Below are 17,123 nucleotides of genomic sequence, written 5' to 3' on the forward strand. Positions count from 1 at the left end.
AAAGGCTTGGCGTGAGCCCCCTACGGGGTGCATTTAAACTTCGCACACAAACTCGTCAGCCTGCGCCTTGAGCCAATCAAACAACCGAGCGATATCCGGCTCCGACTGACGACCCTCTCGGCAAATGATGTAATAGGCAGCCGGCGACATCATCACAGGAGCTTCCAGCGCAACCAAGGCTCCCTCCTTCAACGCGTCATGTACCAGTGCAGTTCTGCCCAACGCAATTCCCCCGCCTTTTACCGCCAGGCTGATAGCCAAACTGGAATCAGGAAAGCGTGGGCCATGGTGATAGGGCGGTGCTTGCAGCCCCTGGAAGGCAAACCAGCTCTCCCACCCTGGACACACTTGATCATCCACCCGATGAATCAATGGGTACTGGGCGATATCCGCCAGGGCAATATCGCCGTGTATACGCGCAAACGCTGGCGAACATACAGGAAATACCGCATCGCGCATCAAAAGCTCGACATGGTGGTCCGGATAGTCGCCGTACCCCATCACCACGGCGACGTCATACTGATGCGCACTCAAGCTGCTGCTGCTCATGTCCGCGCTGGTCAACACCAAATCCAGATTGAACGACGCGTGAGCATGAGAACCATGCATCCTGGGAATCAGCCAGGTTGAGCACAGAGAGGACGTACAGGCGAGGTAAAGCGGTTGAGGTTTACCGGGACTGAGCGAATGCAGCACAGCATGCAGGTCTTTGAAAAAACCTTCGGCCACCGGCAACAGTGCCTGCGCCGCCGGCGTGAGTTTGACGCCCCGTGAGTGGCGCTCGAACAACTGCACCCCCCACCACTCTTCCAGACCTGCGATTTGATGACTGATAGCGCTGGCGGTGAGGTTCAACTCGGATGCGGCACGCGCAAAACTGCCGGTCTGCGCGGCACTCACGAAGGCTTGAAGCATAGGGGTCGGGGGCGGACGTTGGGCCATCAGTTGCTCACTTTGATCAGGATGATCCCGCCAACAATGACGAATGCCGACAGCATTCGCCGCCAGCCAAACCGTTCATGAAAAAACAGTGCGGCAATAATGGTGCCGATAATAACACTGGTTTCCCGCAACGCGGACACCTTGGCTACCGCATCCAGGGACAACGCAAACAACACCAGGCCGTAGGACGCCAGGTAAAACACCCCTCCCAACATTCCTACCCGCCAGTGGCAGCGGATGGCCTGGGTGAATGCCGGACGCGCCTTGATCAACGCCAATAACGGGATCGGGATGCTCTGGAATACCGTCAGATAAATGATGTATTGCAGCACCGTCTCACTGGCTCGCACGCCTTTGGCGTCCACCACCGTATAGGACGCAATGAACGCTCCAGCGCACACCGCCATCAGGATCGGCTTGAGCATGTGCGCCGTCATCCTGCGCACAAATGTCAGGCTGATGATCCCCACGCAAATCATCAGCACACCTGCCATCGCCTGAAACGACAGCTGCTCATGCAGTAAGAAGTAGGAAAAAAGCGCAACCAGTACCGGCGGCACACCACGCATGACCGGGTAAACCTGACCGAAATCGCCGGTCTCGTAAGCCTTGATCAGAAACAATCGATAGATCGTATTGAGCACTACGGAAACCAGCACATAGCCCCACACCTCAAGGCTTGGCACATGAACCAACGGCAGCGCTGCCAGACAGATCAGCAATGCGGTGCCATCGACCATTGCCAAAGTCATAAAGCGACTGCTTCCGGCGCGTACTACGGCATTCCAAGTGGCGTGCATAAAGGCGGAGATCAAGACCAGGGTGATCGCGATATCGGAGTTGTCCATGGGGCTCGGCTTTTGCTGAAAACAGGGAGGAATCAGTTATGCAGGGCAAGCCAGGCATCATGGCTTGCGTAACCACATCCGTAGCATGTAGCGATTGAGATCGCTCAGCCGCTCATCATCATTGATCTGCGCACAGGGAACATTCCTGTCTATGAAATGCGTGCGGGTATGCAGGAACTTGTTGTCGGCAGAAATCAATACCTGCCCTGGTTCAAGCAGTATGCGATGCTGGACTGAAGACTGGTCGAGCACAGCATCCAGTATATTCAGCGCCTGAGTTTGTGCGAGGGTCAACGGGACACCAGCCTTCAGATGAGCCGACTCAATGTAGACACGAAAATACCTGATCAAAGGAATGCCTGCGTCTGAAAAACTCAAGATGGGCGCTTTAAACAGCGTCTCATCCTCGGCCATGCCTCGATTCTCAAAAAAGAAATCGCATTTCAGCTGTGTCAGTACATCTGGAAACGTCATCAGCTCTGCGTAGACCGCGCTCGCATTAATCAGAATGCTTTCACCACCCAGCAGTGCTTTCTGACCACACGCCAAGATCAAATAGTCGATAGGTAGCGGGTCACCCACACCATCGTTGTGTACGTAAGCACCCTGCCGGGTTTGGTGGTATCTGGCACCCTCTTCAATACTCTTACCGCCCCGATCGTATACTTCAATAACCTTATGACCGAGATGATTCTGCACCATTGGCTTTCCCAGCAAAGAGCCAAATGTCCAAATGAGTGATTTGAAGACTGCGAGGCTATCGACTTTAAAGCCATCCAAGATCAACACATGAGTTTCATGGTCAATCATGTTTCGAATATTGTTTAATTCCGCATGCAGGATGGGTGAGCTAAGCGGATTGATGCAGGCAGGTGTTGTATCGAAGCGATGATTTTGGCCACTGGACTCGACTATATTCTTTGCGCACAACAACTCATCAAATGCGGCTTTTGAAAGTCTGACTTTGGCTGCCTCTTGACGAAAATGACTGACATCCATGTTCATCGCAATCCTTTACGTTGGTGGGTAGGAGCCTCCATTTAACTAAGCTCAACCTTGTCTGAAAAAGCGAAACCTCATCAGGGTAGCCATCAACGCTCGTCATGACAGATTTTTCCTACGCCAAAATATGAGCTGTCACTGCTGGCGTTTTGTCATGGTTTGTAAAGGGCCAGCAAGCCATCTCTCTTTAAATTGCAGGAAGATGATTCTGGCCGTGTAGCATTTGCTGGAGATAGCCAGAACCACAGTGCATCGCTCCATTGAGGGCATGAAGGCCTTGAAGGCAAAACCTCAAAATGTGGGAGGGGGTTTGCTCCCGATGGGGCCGAGTCAGTGGAGATATTTGCTGCTGACACTCCGCTATCGGGGGGCCCCTCCCACATTGAATACCTTCCACATCAGAATTCGACAGCGATAGTGGAGTCGAGCACATTGTCAGCTCTCAGATTCTGGGCAGGCTCGCTGCGTGAATAAATGCCTCATCCAAGGTACTCCCACCGTAACTGCTCATGAAACCCTCGGCATCGGTGAAACGATTGAAACGCTGTTGGCTCAGCATGTAGAAATCATCGCAGTGAGTGACGATCTCATCGACGTTATGTGATGAAACAAGTACCGCGACTCCCTCTGCGGCCGCTCCCTCCAGACACCTCCAGATGTGATAACGAAATTCGGGGTCAACACCCGCGGTCGGCTCATCCAGAATCACCAGATCTGCGTTGACGGACAGCAAGGACAGCGTAAAAAACCAGCGCTTTTCACCATAGCTGCAAAGGGATGATTTTTTCGCCCAGATTTCGCGGTAACGCTCAGCAATGCCGGGGCTCCACTTTTCAATTTTGTCCAAGGCGTGCCGTTGCGTAATCGGCGTGTCGGAACAAAAAAGCATCATCATCTTGAAAACATCAAACATGCGAAAGACAGGCGGCGTTGCGATGATTTGCGATAGGTAAAGCAGCTTGGAAAATGAATGATGCACTTTCCCGCCATTCATTTTTTTCAGACCACAGACCACGTCAAAAAAGCTGGTTTTTCCGGATCCATTAGGCCCCAACAAACCTGTGATCGCCCCCGCCTCGACCGCCAATGAAGCGCTATTGAATAAAACATGCTGGGCATATCTTAAATTCAGTTCATCCACGAGCAGCCTTTTCATTAGTACCGACTCCAAACAGGATTGATGAGTAAAAATCGGAACACCAACCACCCTGTGACGCTGATCAACCCTACAACCCCCGCCACCACAGGTGCGGATTCAGATACTCCCATCGTCATGATGCGATTGGCCCATTCCATCGGATTAAAGATGCCGATCACGTTAAGCACTGGATGTGAAGTGTTCAGGCTACCGATACCTAATGCCAACATCCCGACTGAAATCATGGAGAAAAGAGTGTTGGTATTTTGAAAGCCGATAGGCAGTAGCGTCAGCAAAAGCGAGGGCGTGGAAAACAACAAGAAGCACATATAAAAACGCCCAACTATGACAATCCATTCTTCCATCGCCATCGAACCAAAATAACCTCGCGTCAGTACATAAAAAACGGAGCAATAGATAACAGACATGAAGGAGTACGCCAAAAACTGCCCAACGAGAAAAATTAGCTTGGTACGTCTTGTATAAACAAAGGAACGTAAAAAACCACTTTCCCTGCGCCCCACTATATAAAAAGCCAATCCAAACAACGCGACGCTTGAAGAAATGAAAGCGTAGAACCATGAAGTGGCAGACGCGTAGTCACGGGTTGCTTCCTCACCAGAGATTCTGGCGTAAGTTATCAAGTAGAAGGTGACTGCGGGGGATATCACTATCCAGAGCACTGCAACGGGTTCCTTTAACTGCTCCTTAACAAAAAGCATCGATAGTAAAATCGGTTTAGATAAGGGATAGATATACATGGCTCACCTCATGGAAATGGCACCATCCTCCTCTGACTCTTTCACTTTCAAACCCCTCAGAATTAATGGTACTCCACTTAATTTAAGCAACTCCCACAATTTAGTAGAAGTAGAAAATCACGCAAGAAAAGTAAACTCTACCATTAGGAAAAGCATTACTTCCAACTAGGAAATTTCACTCATTAAAATCGGACCACCAATAGTTCCTCAAAGAAGAAAAGAATGATTCAAACTTTCACACCGTGATAATCCCTAGCGAAATTAACGCCTTATAAATCATCATTTTTCTGATATGAAAATTAACTGCGAACGGACTCTGCGTAGGAAACAACGTGAAACCCAAGAAAGTAGGTAACTAATCCGACAAACGGTCCGGCCAGCTCTTATTCTCGAAACAATTTTAAAAGGCCAGCAAGCCATCTCTCTTTAAATTGCAGGACATTTCCGAGACAATCCCCGCCGCCTTGTGCCGGTTGGAATCGGTGGCTAGTCTGCGATCCGTCACTGCTCATCAGTGATCGGGTTTAGTCGCCCGGATTCCAGTTGTGCGCAAGCTGTCACCCTGTTCATGGTGGCTGTGCGCAGGGCACCTTAGGGTGCGCCGGATCCAACTGGCCGGTCGACTAACCTGCGTACAGCCGCCACCCTCCGTTTAGTCGCGAAGGGGTCGGCTCCTTATCTACCAGTTGGAGCTACACCATGAATAAAGTCTTACCCGACCCACCCTTCGACCCCGCAAAAACCCGTGCCGCGTTCAACCGCGCCATTGACCATTACCTGCCCAGGCAGGGTTTTCACAGCGTCAACGACGATCTGAGTTTTGAAGATGCGTTGCTGTACACCGCCAGCCTGCTCGACAGTGCCTCAGCGACAGCGCTCGATTGTAGCGAGCTGCTGGACAGCCCCGTGCGGGCGAAGATTCTGGCGGTGTGGCATTTGCTGGAGATCGCCAGAACCACAGTGGATCGCTCTATCGAGTGCATGAAGCCCTTGAAGGCAGCACCGTAAAATGTGGGAGGGGGCAAGCCCCCTCCCAGATTGAATGCATTCCAATCCTCAGATCCTGCGGCGGCGGTTGAGGGCGGGGATGGCGGTTTGTGGCACTTCAACGCGCTGGACCTTCGCCACGGTCCTGGCGGCGAGTTGCGCCAGGGTTGGCTGGCTAAACAAGGTGCGTGCGTCCACTTCCAGCCCGGCCTTGCGCAGGCGGGCCACCAGGTTGACTGCCAGCAGCGAGTGCCCGCCCAGTTCGAAGAAATGGTCGTGGCGCCCTACCCGCTCCAGTTTCAGTACGTCGGCCCAGATGCCGGACATCAAGGTTTCCACTTCGCCCTGGGGCGCTTCGTAGGCACGGCTGAGCACCGCGTCCAGGCCCGGCTCCGGCAGGGCCTTGCGGTCGAGTTTGCCGGCGGGGTTCAGGGGCAGTGCGTCGAGTTGTACAAAGGCGGCCGGCACCATGACTTCCGGCAGTTGCTCCAGCACATGGGCGCGCAAGTCTTCCAGGCTCGGCGCCTGGCCGCGCAGGGTGAAGTAGGCGACCAGGCGCTCATCGCGAATCAGTACCGCCACTTCACGCAACGCCGGGTGTGCACTCAGGCGTGCTTCGATTTCGCCCAACTCCAGGCGCACGCCGCGCAGTTTGACCTGGAAGTCATTACGCCCAAGGAACTCCAGATTGCCGTCCGGCAGGTAGCGCACCAGGTCGCCCGTGCGATACAGGCGGTCACCGACAACGAAGGGGTTGTCGATAAACCGCTCGGCAGTCATCTGCTCCAACCCCAGGTAGCCACGGGCTACTCCCACACCACCGATATGCAGTTGACCGCTGATGCCGATGGGTACCGGTGCGTCATGGGCATCCAACACGTACAAGCGGGTATTGTTGATCGGCCGGCCAATCGGCAGTTGCACCGCGGGTACTGGCGCGCCGGGTTCGAGGGTCCAGGCGCTGCTGTCGACCGTGGCTTCGGTAGGGCCGTAGACGTTGTGCAAGCGCACCTTGGGCAAGCGCGCCTGCACACCACGGGCCAGGGCTTCGGTCAGTTCGCCGCCGCCGCACAACACATCGGTGAGGCTGGTGCACAGGGCCGACTCGTCCAGCTCAAGAAACTGCTGCAACATCGCCGGCACAAACTTGATCACGCTGATCTGCTGCTCGCGAATCAACTGGGCCAGATACGCAGGTTCACGATGACCATCGGGCCGCGCCAGCACCAGGCGCATACCGTTGCTCAATGGCCAGAACAGTTCCCACACCGAACCGTCAAAACTGAATGGCGCGCGCTGCAACAAGGCGCCGCCTGCGGCGTCGGGGCACAATTGCGAGCCCCAGTGCAGCAGGTTACCCAGGCCGCGATGTTCGATCATCACGCCCTTGGGGATGCCGGTGGAGCCCGAGGTGTACATCACGTAGGCCAGGTTGGCGACGCTCAAACCCGGTACCGACGGATTGTCGGTCGGCGCCTGGCTCCAGGTGCAGTGGTCGAAGTCGATCACGGGGATTGCAACCTCGCCCGGCACTTCGCGGGTAGCGCCGTGTACCAGCAGCGCCACCGGCTGGCTGTCGGCGAGCATGTAGGCCAGGCGTTCGCGTGGGTAGCCCGGGTCGAGGGGCACATAGGCACCGCCCGCCTTGAGAATGGCCAATAACCCCACCACCAGCTCCAACCCACGCTCCACACACAGTGCCACCCGCGAGTCGGGCTCTACCCCGTGCTCACGCAAGTGAAAGGCCAACTGGTTGGCGCGTTCGTTGAGTTCGCGATAGGTCAGTTGCTGTTCGCCGGCCTGCACCGCGATGGCATCGGGAATGTCCCGCGCATGGGCTTCGAACAGCGCCTGGACGGTGAGGGTTTGCGGGTAGTCCGTGGCGGTGGCGTTGAAGCCTGACAACTGGGTGTGCAACTCGCTGGCGGGCAACACCTGTATGTCGCCAAGCGGCATTTTCGGCGCCTGCTCAAGCGCATCCACCAGGCCGTTGAGCACCGTGTCAAAGTAGCTCAGGACCCGCTCGGCACCGACTGTGCACGGCGCCTTGGCTTTGAGCCGGAAACCGCTGGCCACGTCATCCACCGTCAACATCAGCGGGTAACTGAGGATATCTTCACTGTTGAGCAAGGCCATGCCCGGTACCAGTTTCAGTTCGGGATCGGCCGAGGTGTGGCGGTAATTGAGCAGACTGTTGAACAACGGTGACACGCCGCTGCAACGCTGGGCCAACGCCAGGGAGGCTTGTTCATGAGCGAGCAAGGCGCTCAGTTGTGTGTGGGTGTCGTGCAGTGCATCCACCACGTTTTGCCCGACCAGGCGCAGGCGCAGCGGCAAGGTGTTGATGAACATGCCCAACGCCCGCTCGGCACCCTCGCCGGCTTGCAAGCGGCCAAGCAGTACGGTGCCGAACACCACATCGTCGCGGCTCGCCACCCGGCTGAGTACCTGGGCCCAGGCCAGGTGGAACAGGCTCGCGGCGCTCACGCCAAGAGCGCGGGCCTGGCTGCGCAGGCGCAGGTTGAGCGCGTCGCTGAGCAGGCGTTCGGCTTCTTCGGTCTCGGCACGCTTGGCCTGGCGCTCCTGCACGCCAAACGCCAGGGTCGGCTCATCCACCTCTGCCAACTGCTGGCGAAAGAACGCCTCGTGCGCAGCCTGGCGCACGGCTGATCGGGCTTGCGCCACCACATTGCGGTACGGCACCGGCACGGGCAGTTGCGCCTGTTGGCCGAGCAGATGGGCGCGGATCTCGTCCACCAACAGGGTGGTCGAAGTGGCATCGTTGACCAGGTGATGAAAGCGCAGCCTGGCGATCCAGCGCTGATGGTGAGGTTCTTCGGCGTAGTCCAGGGCCATCAGCGGCGCCTGGCGCAAGTCCAGCGGTTGAGCCGGCTCGCGCAGCGGTTCGACCCGCAACCGCGCTTTTCGCCACACCACCTGCATCGGTTGTTCAAGGGCATCCCACACCAGGCTGGTGCGCAGGATGTCATGGCGGTCGATCACTTGTTGCAGGGCGTGGGCGAAGGCATCCAGTTGCTCGCGGCGCGCAAAGCTGAACAGAGCCTGTTGCTGATACGGGTCGTGTGCATCGGTGATGTGGTGATAAAGCAAGCCTTCCTGCAACGGCGCCAGCGGGTAGATTTCCTGCACATTCGCTGCGCCACCAGGGATGCTTGCGACGATGCGGTCGAGGCTGGCTTGATCCAGCTCGGCCAAGGCGAGCAGATCGGTAGTGATATGCGTACAGCCTGGCGGGATTCGATTGTCTGGCACCGCCATTTCATTACCGCCACACGCTGCCGCCAGCGCCGCCAACGTTGGCTGGCCGAACAGCACCTGCACATCGGCACGCAGCCCGGCCTGGCGCATGCGCTGCACCAGTTGCACCGCCAACAGCGAATGCCCGCCCAACTCGAAGAAATGGTCGTGGCGCCCTACTTGCTGCACGTGCAGCAACTCGGCCCAGATCTGCGCAAGGGTAGCTTCCACACCGGCCTGCGCAGCTTCGAAGCGGCGAGTGACAAAAGCTTCCTGGCTGGGTGCGGGCAAGGCTTTGCGGTCGAGCTTGCCATTGGCGGTCAGGGGCAACGCCTCAAGGCGGACATAGGCCGCCGGCACCATGTAGTCAGGTAACGAGGCCTGCAGATGGGCGCGCAGGGTTTGGATATCGACTGGCTCGCGCGGGATAAACCAGGCCAGCAATTGCCCTTGGCGAAACTGCACTACCGCGTCCTTGATCGCCGGGTGGGCGGCCAGGGCCGATTCGATTTCCCCCAGTTCGATGCGTACACCGCGGATTTTTACCTGGTCGTCGTTGCGTCCCAGGTACTCAAGATTGCCGTCCGGCAGCCAGCGCGCCAGATCGCCGGTGCGGTACATACGCGCGCCGTTGAAAGGATCGTCCAGGAAGCGTTCGGCATTCAGTTCAGGACGGTTCAGATACCCCCGCGCCACGCCCTTGCCGCCCACATACAACTCCCCCACTGCGCCAATCGGCACCGGGCGTTGTTGCGCATCCAGCAGATAAACCTGGGCGTTGGCGACCGGCGCGCCGATGTGCAGCGGCTGGCCCACCTCAACGGCTCCAGAGGTGGCAACCACGGTGGCTTCGGTAGGGCCGTAGTTGTTGATCAGTTCAAATGTCTGCGCCTGGGTGAACGTGCGCAGGCGATCGCCGCCAATCAGCAAGGTGCGCAAGGTGGGATGCCCAAGCTGCTGGCTGAAGGCGTATTCGGCCACAGGCGTGGGCAGGAAACACACGTCCAATGGCTGCGCGCGCCACCAGTCGAGCAGCGCATCGATATCTTCCGCACCGTCGTGGGCCGGTGGCAGGTGCAGCGTTGCACCCACGCATAACGCCGGCCAGACTTCCCAGGCCATGGCATCAAAACCAAAGCCGGCGACGCTGGCGGTATGGCTGCCCGCGTGCAGGTCGAACGCCCGGCAGTGCCAGTCCACCAGGTTCGATACGCTGTGGTGCTCCACCATCACGCCCTTGGGCAAGCCGGTGGAGCCGGAGGTGTAAATCACATAGGCCAGGTTCGACGGCGAGACCGCAACCTCGGGGTTACTGTCGATGTGCGAGGTGACCTGCTCCAGCGCGATCACTGGCACCGTGGAGACAGGCAGGCGCTGGCGCAAATCCTGCTGGGTCAGGATTGCCACAGGCGCACTGTCTTGCAGCAGGTAGTCCAGGCGTTCAGCCGGATGGGCCGGATCCAGCGGCACGTAGCAGGCGCCGGATTTGAGCACTGCCAACAACCCCGCCAACGTGTCCAGCCCGCGTCGGGCCAGCACGGCCACGCGATCATCCGGCTGTACGCCGTGTGCCAATAGTTGATGCGCCAGGGCATTGGCCTGACGGTTGAGGTGGGCGTAGGTCAGCTGATGGCCCTGATACACCGCGGCAATGGCGTCGGGCGTGTGTGCGGCTTGCGCTTCAATCCGCCGGTGCAAGGTTTGCGGCAATGCGTTGGGCTGCGCGGTGGCGTTCCAGTGCAGCAGCCGAGCCTGAGCTTCAGGCGCCAGCATGGAAAACTCACCGACTGGCAGCGAGGGGTCTTCCAGCCCTTGCTCCAACAGCCAGGTGAAGCCGCGCGCCATCGCCTGGACTTCGTCGTGCTGGAAGTACGCCTCGTTGTAGACGCAATGCAGCCACGCGCTGTCCTGGTAGCGGTTGCTGCGCAGGTGAATGGCAATCGGCAATGCCTCATGGTGGTTGGACACCTTGATGGCACGCGCCTGCACCTGACCAAAACGCAGGTCATGGTCGTCCTGCTCGAACGACACCGACAGGTCGAACAACTGCCCGCGATCGGTTCGTCGCAGGCCCAGCTCACGGTTCATCTCGCTTAACGGGAAGCGCTGATGGCGGAAATCCTGCTTGAGCTGATCGCGTATGCCGCGCACCAGCTCACCAAAAGGCAACCCTTCGCTGAACTGAAAACGCACCGCACTGACCTGGGCAAACATGCCGACGGTAGCGCGAAAACGCGCGTTGGAGCGGTTGAGAATCGGCAGCCCCACTACCCATTCCTGGCGTTGACTGGTGCGGCTGAAATACACATACATCGCCGCCAGCAGCACATGAAAAGCCGACGCCTGGCAGCGGTTGGCGACCTGCTCCATACGGTTGAGCAGCGCCACCGCAAAGCCTTCCAGGAAGGTGTTGCTCGACGCCTTGGTGGTTTGCTTCGGCGTCAGCAGTGGCTCGGGCAGTACCTGGAACTTGTCCAGCCAATAGTCACGGTCACGGGCGTAACGGGCCGAGTGCAGGTAGTGCTGGTCGGTGTCGATAAAGTCGATATAGGACGGTGCGAACGGCTCCACGTGCCGGCCTTGCTCTAGGGCGGTATACAACTGCGCGAGGGACTGCACCAACTGGCCGAAGCCCCAGCCGTCGAGAATCAGGTGGTGAGCCTGGATACCGAGGTGGTAGTGGTCGTCGTCGAGTTTGACCAGCAGGACGCGCACCAGCGGCGCGCCGCTCATCATGAACGGTCGGGCCATTTGCGCCTGCATCAGGGCCCGGCTCGCGGCGCACGGGTCGGGTAACGCCGCGAAGTCATGCAAGGCCACGTCCACCGGCAGTGCCGAAGCGAAGGTTTGCCGCGCCAGCCCTTCGGCGTCGGTATGCAATTGAATGCGCAACGCATCGTGTCTGGACACCAGCTGCGCTACGGCCTGCTGGATGCGCTCGGGCATCACTGGGCCGGCAACATCCAGATAGCCGCCAATGTTATACAGCGGCGAATCGCCCACGCGCATCTGATCAAGCCAAATGTCCTGTTGGGCGGCAGTAAGGGGGAAGCTGGCCGGCTGGCGGGAGGAATACTGCATAAGATCCTTCTCATGGAGGTCAGGCACTGGCCGCGCAGGGTGGCCCATTACGCCGAATTTGCCGGATTTGAGCATGGGGGGGCCGCAGGCGTCTGTCACCCGAAACCCGGACATTCAAATGGATGGAACGGGCTTGGTGGGTCGTTCACTGCTGAAACGATTAAAGCGCTGTAGGAAATTGGCTATACATGGCCGATGCTGGCACTTTGAACCTCTGCAAGAATTTAGACTTTTACTTTAAATATCATCCAGTTACTTAAACCTAAAAATACCTTGCGAGCGTTCGTTGCCGGTTTTATTGACCAGAAACGTCGGAATAATGACGCAGATTTTATGGCAGCTTGTGTCCCTCGTTTCCGCTACATACGTAGGACAAATCCATATGGCTAAATAAAATCTCGAACGCCGAGTTACGTTCAAGCAGTACGGATCGCCCCGCCGCAGCCCGGAGCCTCCGCAGACGGTTTTCGACATCAAGGATGAAATGGCTATGAGTCTGACCCGCAGTATTGGCGACACACAGGGCCCGCATTTTTATGCCGAAATGGGCGAGTTGATTTCAAACAGCGGCCATGAACGCTTCGCCGCAGACATGTTGCACCTGGTAGACAAATGGGTGCCGATTCACCTGGTGGACCTCAGCGAATGGACGCTCGATGAGCTGCGCGACCGCGTGCTCGACATCAAGCTGCTGGGCAGCGCCGGGCTGAAAAAGGAGTTGTCTGTACCCCAGACACTGCACCCGTTGAACGACCACCCGCTGATGCGCGAAATGCTGCGCATGCAAGACCCGTTGTTGATCCAGATGAAAGCCAAGGCCAACAGCGCGCACCCGTTGGGCAGTTCGCACCAGTGCAACCTGGTATCGCGCCAAGGGAATCGACGCTGTGTGATTTCGTTCTACCGGCCGCCAACCCAGCGTGGGTTTTCCCTGGCTGAGTTGTCGTTTCTCAAGTGCTTGTCGGACACCCTGTTGCCGTTGATGGAGCGGCACGCGCAACTGCTGCGCCAGGTGCCGCACGCCGAGATTGAGCCGGCCCACACCCTGCTGGAACAATCGCAATTGCAGCGCGAGTTCTACAAGCGCCTGGCTCTGAGCGATATCACCCTTTCGGCGCGTGAGCAGGAAGTGTGCCTCGGCCTGCTGACCGGCGGCACCGTGCCGCAGATCGCGGAAAAACTCAGTGTGAAAAACAGCTCGATCGAAACCTACCTCAAGCGCGCCGCCGCCAAGCTGGGCGTGAGCGGCCGGCATGGCCTGGCCAAATGGATGGTGGGTGCCTGATGAACAAACGGATGCTTTGCTGCGTCGGGGTGGCGTGGACGCTCAGTGGCTGTTCGCTGATCCCCGAGTATCAGCGGCCAACAGCGCCGACGCCTGCGCAGTTTCCTCAAGGCGGCGTGTACAGCCTGGCGCAGGCCGGCGACCTGACGCAGAATCCGGATTGGCAGCAGCTGTTCCACGACCCGGCGCTGCAACGGTTGATTGCCGATGCCCTGGTCAACAACCGCGACCTGCGGGTAGCCGCCCTGAATGTAGAGGCGTTCCAGGCGCAGTATCGTATACAGCGCGCCGACCTGTTCCCGGCGATCTCCGCCAGCGGTGCCGGCAAGCGTCAGAAATTGCCGGGTAACGTGACAGGCACCGGCAAATCGGCGATCACCTCCAACTATTCCGCCACCTTGGGCCTGAGCGCTTATGAGCTGGACCTGTTCGGCCGCGTGCGCAGCCTCAGCGAACAGGCGTTGCTGACTTACCTGGGCACCGAAGAAGCCCGGCGCAGTGCGCAATTGAGCCTGGTGGCGAACGTGGCCAACGCCTACCTGACCTGGCGCGCCGATCAGGAACTACTGGCCCTGGCCGAGCAAACCCTGGTGGCCAACGACCACAGCTGGCAACTGACCAGCCGCAGCAAAAACGCAGGCAAAGCTTCGGCGCTGGAGGTGGTGCAAGCCCGTACCGCAGTGGAAAGCACCCGCGCCAGCGTCGCACGCTATGAACGCCAGGTCGCCCAGGACCTTAACAACCTCGTGCTGCTGGTGGGCGGCCCGGTGGATGAGCATCTGCCCGCTCGCCCGCTGGCCGATGATCTGGTCGCCCGCGTCCCCGCCGGGTTGCCCTCCGACCTGCTGCAACGCCGCCCGGATATCCTCCAGGCCGAATACCAGTTGCAGGCGGCCAACGCCAATATCGGCGCCGCCCGTGCTGCGTTCTTTCCGTCCGTGACCCTCACGGCCAATGCCGGCAGCACCAGCAAGGAGCTGTCGGGGCTGTTCAAGGGCGGCTCGGGCACCTGGACCTTCCAGCCGCAAATCAACCTGCCGATCTTCAACGCCGGCAGCCTGCGTGCCAGCCTCGATTATGCCAAGTTGCAGAGGGACATCACGGTGGCCCAGTACGAAAAGTCCATCCAGAGCGCCTTCCAGGAAGTGGCCGACGGCCTTGCCGCTCGCCAGACCTTCAACGACCAACTGGATGCGCAACGGGATTTCGTCGCCGCCAACCAGAACTATTACGACCTGGCCCAGCACCGCTACCGCAGCGGCGTGGACAGCAACCTGACGTTCCTCGATGCGCAGCGTGCGTTGTTCAGCTCGCAACAGGCGTTGATCGTGGACAGGCTGGCGCAGCTGGTGGCGGAGGTGAACTTGTATACGGCGTTGGGTGGAGCGTGGCGCGTCAACGCAACGCCGACTGCCGCAACCGATACTCCCCCGGCGTCATCTGCGCATACCGCAGGAAAAACCGGCTGAAATACGCCGGGTCCTTGAACCCCAGCTGGTAGCAGATTTCATTTGCGGAGCTGCCGGTAAACAACAGCAGGCGTTTGGCCTCTTGCATCAGGCGCTCAAGGATCAGGCGCTTGGAGGGCAGGTCGGCGATGCGTCGGCACACCTCATTGAGGCGTGCCTGGGTCACGCCGATGGCCTGGGCATAACGCGCCAGCGGCCAATGCTCCAGGTAATGGGCTTCGATCAGTTCGTTGAAGCGGTGAAAAATCCGCAGGTCTTCATGGGCCGTCGGCCGTGCCGGCAGGGCGTGGGCGCACAGGCGCAGCAGGCGGATCATGATCAGGCGCGTCAGGCTGTCGAGGGCGGCCGCGCGCCCTGCCCGTTCGGCGTTGATCTCGCCGCACAGTTCTTCGAAAAGCTGGTCCAGCCCTTCGGCGTTGGCGCCCAGCGCGACACACGCAGCCCCGGAGGCGAGGCTGGGGTCGGCGTCGATCAAGCCCCACACCAGCTGCTGGCGCACCGTCAGCACATGCCCGTCGGCATCGGCTTCGGTGACGAAGGCGTGGGCCACCGTGGGCGGCGTGAGAAAAAACATCGGCCCTGCTTCGACGTACTGGCGGTCGTCCAGATACACCCGCACCGCGCCACTCTTGACGTAATGCACCTGGAAAAATCGGTCATGGCGATGCACGGCCATATTGCGCCCGAAAAAACCTGCCAGGTTGCCCAGCTTGTCGTAATGCACCTCGGCGTCGCTGTAACGCTGGTCGTAGACCTGCCCGAGGTTGATGTTGGGAATCGGCTGCACTTCGCCCTCCTCTTGTTGTTGTGATGCCATCGGAGTGTGCCACGCTTGACGGTAGTTAACATATTAATTATAACGTTAACAACTTAACGAACTGCCTATGCAGCCGTCGTCACCGCCAGGAGAAACGCATGAGCCGTACCCTGCATGATGTTGCCAGCGGCACCCTGTTCGGCGTTGCGCTGAACTACCAGGGCCTGCTGGACCAACATCTCGCCGCCTTCGAGCAGGCGCCCTACCAGAAGCCGCCAACCAAGCCAGTGTTGTTCATCAAGACGCCCAACACCCGTAATGCCCATGGCGGCGTGGTGTTGCAGCCTGCAGGCGAGCGCCTGCAACCGGGCCCGGCGCTGGGCGTGGTGATCGGCCAGCGCGCCAGCCGCGTCAGCCTGGACAATGCCATGGCCCATGTGGCCGGGTATGTGGTGGTCAACGAATTCAGCCTGCCGGAAGACAGCTATTACCGCCCTGCCGTCAAAGCCAAATGCCGCGATGGGTTTTGCGCCTTGGGCCCGCAAGTGATTGAGCGGGATCAAGTGGCCAACCCCAACGAGCTGGCCCTCAAGCTCTTCGTCAATGGCGAGCTGCGCCAGCAAAACTCCACCGCCCATTGGGTGCGCGACATCCCACAATTGATCGCCGAGATCAGCGAGTTCATGACCCTGCATCCCGGTGACGTGCTGATCACCGGTACACCGGAGGGCCGCGTGGATGTGCAGCCGGGTGATCGTGTTGAAGTTGAAATCACTGGCGTCGGCCGCCTGCTCAATATCGTTCAGGCGGAGGCACTGGCATGAAGCGCGCACGTATCCGTTTTGAAGGTCAGATCCATGCCGTGCAGGTAGACAACGATTACAGCGTGCGCCTCAGCGATGGCCGGCGGCTTGCCGAAGATCAGGTGCAATGGCTGCCGCCCGCCACCGGCAACATGTTCGCCCTGGGCTTGAACTACGCCGATCACGCCGCCGAACTGGCCTTCACACCGCCGACCGAACCGCTGGCCTTTATCAAGTCGGTCGGCACCTACACCGGTCACCGCCAAGTCACCTGGCGCCCGGACAACGTCGCCTACATGCACTACGAGTGCGAACTGGTGGCGGTGATCGGCAAGACCGCGCGCAACGTCAAGCGCGCCGACGCCCTGGACTACCTGGCCGGTTACACGGTGTGCAACGACTACGCGATCCGCGACTACCTGGAAAACTACTACCGCCCCAACCTGCGGGTTAAAAACCGCGACGCCACCACCCCGGTGGGCCCGTGGATCGTCGACGTGGCCGATGTGCCCGACCCAGGCAACCTGAAATTGCGCACCTGGATCAACGGCGAGCTGCGCCAGGAAGGCAGCACTAAAGACATGATTTTCGATATCCCCTACCTCATCGAATACCTGTCCAGCTTCATGACCCTGCAACCCGGCGACATGATCGCCACCGGCACGCCCGAGGGCCTGGCCGATGTGGTGCCGGGCGATGAGGTGGTGGTGGAAGTCGAAGGCGTGGGCCGCCTGGTCAACCGTATTGTCAGTGAGACGGAGTTTTTCTCCGTGCGCAAAGAGGCTTGAGCAC

General features: G+C 58.9%; 12 protein-coding genes. 5 read left to right on the plus strand and 7 right to left on the minus strand.

The features are described 5' to 3' along the window. Positions 1-33: 33 nt before the first annotated feature. The 5 genes from LJX92_RS16600 to LJX92_RS16620 all read right to left on the minus strand — a co-directional run bounded on the left by LJX92_RS16600 (position 34) and on the right by LJX92_RS16620 (position 4,691). Entirely contained in the window at positions 34-942 is a 909-nt protein-coding gene (locus LJX92_RS16600; RefSeq protein WP_228308631.1) for a LysR substrate-binding domain-containing protein, read from the minus strand. Next, entirely contained in the window at positions 942-1,790 is an 849-nt protein-coding gene (locus LJX92_RS16605; protein ID WP_148853579.1) for an EamA family transporter, read from the minus strand. Before LJX92_RS16605 ends, LJX92_RS16600 begins: the two co-directional genes overlap by 1 nt. 57 nt (positions 1,791-1,847) lie before the next feature. Beyond that, positions 1,848-2,789 (minus strand): TauD/TfdA family dioxygenase, encoded by a 942-nt coding sequence (locus LJX92_RS16610; RefSeq protein ID WP_228308632.1) that lies wholly within the window; start codon positions 2,787-2,789, stop codon positions 1,848-1,850. 445 nt (positions 2,790-3,234) lie between these two features. After that, the gene (locus LJX92_RS16615; RefSeq protein ID WP_032880395.1) at positions 3,235-3,948 is read right to left on the minus strand and encodes an AAA family ATPase; all 714 of its coding nucleotides are present in this window, start codon (positions 3,946-3,948) and stop codon (positions 3,235-3,237) included. Then, complete coding sequence (locus LJX92_RS16620) at positions 3,948-4,691, minus strand: hypothetical protein (protein ID WP_005789527.1); 744 nt, start codon at positions 4,689-4,691, stop codon at positions 3,948-3,950. The genes LJX92_RS16615 and LJX92_RS16620 overlap by 1 nt, the downstream gene beginning before the upstream one ends. Positions 4,692-5,390: 699 nt before the next feature. Between LJX92_RS16620 and LJX92_RS16625 the strand changes: the two genes are divergently transcribed. Then, complete coding sequence (locus LJX92_RS16625; RefSeq protein ID WP_005789528.1) at positions 5,391-5,699, plus strand: DUF6124 family protein; 309 nt, start codon at positions 5,391-5,393, stop codon at positions 5,697-5,699. 48 nt (positions 5,700-5,747) lie between these two features. Here the strand turns inward: LJX92_RS16625 and LJX92_RS16630 are convergent, their stop codons facing one another. Continuing rightward, positions 5,748-12,017, minus strand: coding sequence for a non-ribosomal peptide synthetase (locus LJX92_RS16630; protein WP_228308633.1), 6,270 nt, complete (start codon positions 12,015-12,017; stop codon positions 5,748-5,750). A 490-nt stretch (positions 12,018-12,507) separates the two neighbouring features. Here LJX92_RS16630 and LJX92_RS16635 point away from each other — a divergent pair, with 490 nt between their 5' ends. Beyond that, positions 12,508-13,302 (plus strand): helix-turn-helix transcriptional regulator, encoded by a 795-nt coding sequence (locus LJX92_RS16635; protein WP_032880390.1) that lies wholly within the window; start codon positions 12,508-12,510, stop codon positions 13,300-13,302. Next, the gene (locus LJX92_RS16640) at positions 13,302-14,771 is read left to right on the plus strand and encodes an efflux transporter outer membrane subunit (protein WP_228308634.1); all 1,470 of its coding nucleotides are present in this window, start codon (positions 13,302-13,304) and stop codon (positions 14,769-14,771) included. The genes LJX92_RS16635 and LJX92_RS16640 overlap by 1 nt, the downstream gene beginning before the upstream one ends. Here the strand turns inward: LJX92_RS16640 and hpaA are convergent. Continuing rightward, positions 14,698-15,588, minus strand: coding sequence for a 4-hydroxyphenylacetate catabolism regulatory protein HpaA (hpaA, locus tag LJX92_RS16645; protein ID WP_228308635.1), 891 nt, complete (start codon positions 15,586-15,588; stop codon positions 14,698-14,700). The two genes, LJX92_RS16640 and hpaA, sit on opposite strands and share 74 nt — an antisense overlap. Before the next feature lie 98 nt (positions 15,589-15,686). On the opposite strand from hpaA, the gene LJX92_RS16650 reads away from it, so the two are divergent. Further along, complete coding sequence (locus tag LJX92_RS16650) at positions 15,687-16,352, plus strand: fumarylacetoacetate hydrolase family protein (protein ID WP_032880387.1); 666 nt, start codon at positions 15,687-15,689, stop codon at positions 16,350-16,352. Further along, the gene (locus tag LJX92_RS16655) at positions 16,349-17,119 is read left to right on the plus strand and encodes a fumarylacetoacetate hydrolase family protein (protein ID WP_228308636.1); all 771 of its coding nucleotides are present in this window, start codon (positions 16,349-16,351) and stop codon (positions 17,117-17,119) included. The genes LJX92_RS16650 and LJX92_RS16655 overlap by 4 nt, the downstream gene beginning before the upstream one ends. The last annotated feature ends 4 nt before the right edge of the window (positions 17,120-17,123 follow it).

It is taken from the genome of Pseudomonas sp. HN8-3 (assembly GCF_020790195.1).
Taxonomy (GTDB): Bacteria; Pseudomonadota; Gammaproteobacteria; order Pseudomonadales; family Pseudomonadaceae; genus Aquipseudomonas; species Aquipseudomonas synxantha_A.

Excerpts from the sequence above, each read along its gene's own strand:
- LJX92_RS16600 (WP_228308631.1), bottom strand. The coding sequence starts at position 942 with ATGGCCCAACGTCCGCCCCCGACCCCTATGCTTCAAGCCTTCGTGAGT.
- LJX92_RS16605 (WP_148853579.1), bottom strand. The coding sequence starts at position 1,790 with ATGGACAACTCCGATATCGCGATCACCCTGGTCTTGATCTCCGCCTTT.
- LJX92_RS16610 (WP_228308632.1), bottom strand. The coding sequence starts at position 2,789 with ATGGATGTCAGTCATTTTCGTCAAGAGGCAGCCAAAGTCAGACTTTCA.
- LJX92_RS16615 (WP_032880395.1), bottom strand. The coding sequence starts at position 3,948 with ATGAAAAGGCTGCTCGTGGATGAACTGAATTTAAGATATGCCCAGCAT.
- LJX92_RS16620 (WP_005789527.1), bottom strand. The coding sequence starts at position 4,691 with ATGTATATCTATCCCTTATCTAAACCGATTTTACTATCGATGCTTTTT.
- LJX92_RS16625 (WP_005789528.1), top strand. The coding sequence starts at position 5,391 with ATGAATAAAGTCTTACCCGACCCACCCTTCGACCCCGCAAAAACCCGT.
- LJX92_RS16630 (WP_228308633.1), bottom strand. The coding sequence starts at position 12,017 with ATGCAGTATTCCTCCCGCCAGCCGGCCAGCTTCCCCCTTACTGCCGCC.
- LJX92_RS16635 (WP_032880390.1), top strand. The coding sequence starts at position 12,508 with ATGAGTCTGACCCGCAGTATTGGCGACACACAGGGCCCGCATTTTTAT.
- LJX92_RS16640 (WP_228308634.1), top strand. The coding sequence starts at position 13,302 with ATGAACAAACGGATGCTTTGCTGCGTCGGGGTGGCGTGGACGCTCAGT.
- hpaA (WP_228308635.1), bottom strand. The coding sequence starts at position 15,588 with ATGGCATCACAACAACAAGAGGAGGGCGAAGTGCAGCCGATTCCCAAC.
- LJX92_RS16650 (WP_032880387.1), top strand. The coding sequence starts at position 15,687 with ATGAGCCGTACCCTGCATGATGTTGCCAGCGGCACCCTGTTCGGCGTT.
- LJX92_RS16655 (WP_228308636.1), top strand. The coding sequence starts at position 16,349 with ATGAAGCGCGCACGTATCCGTTTTGAAGGTCAGATCCATGCCGTGCAG.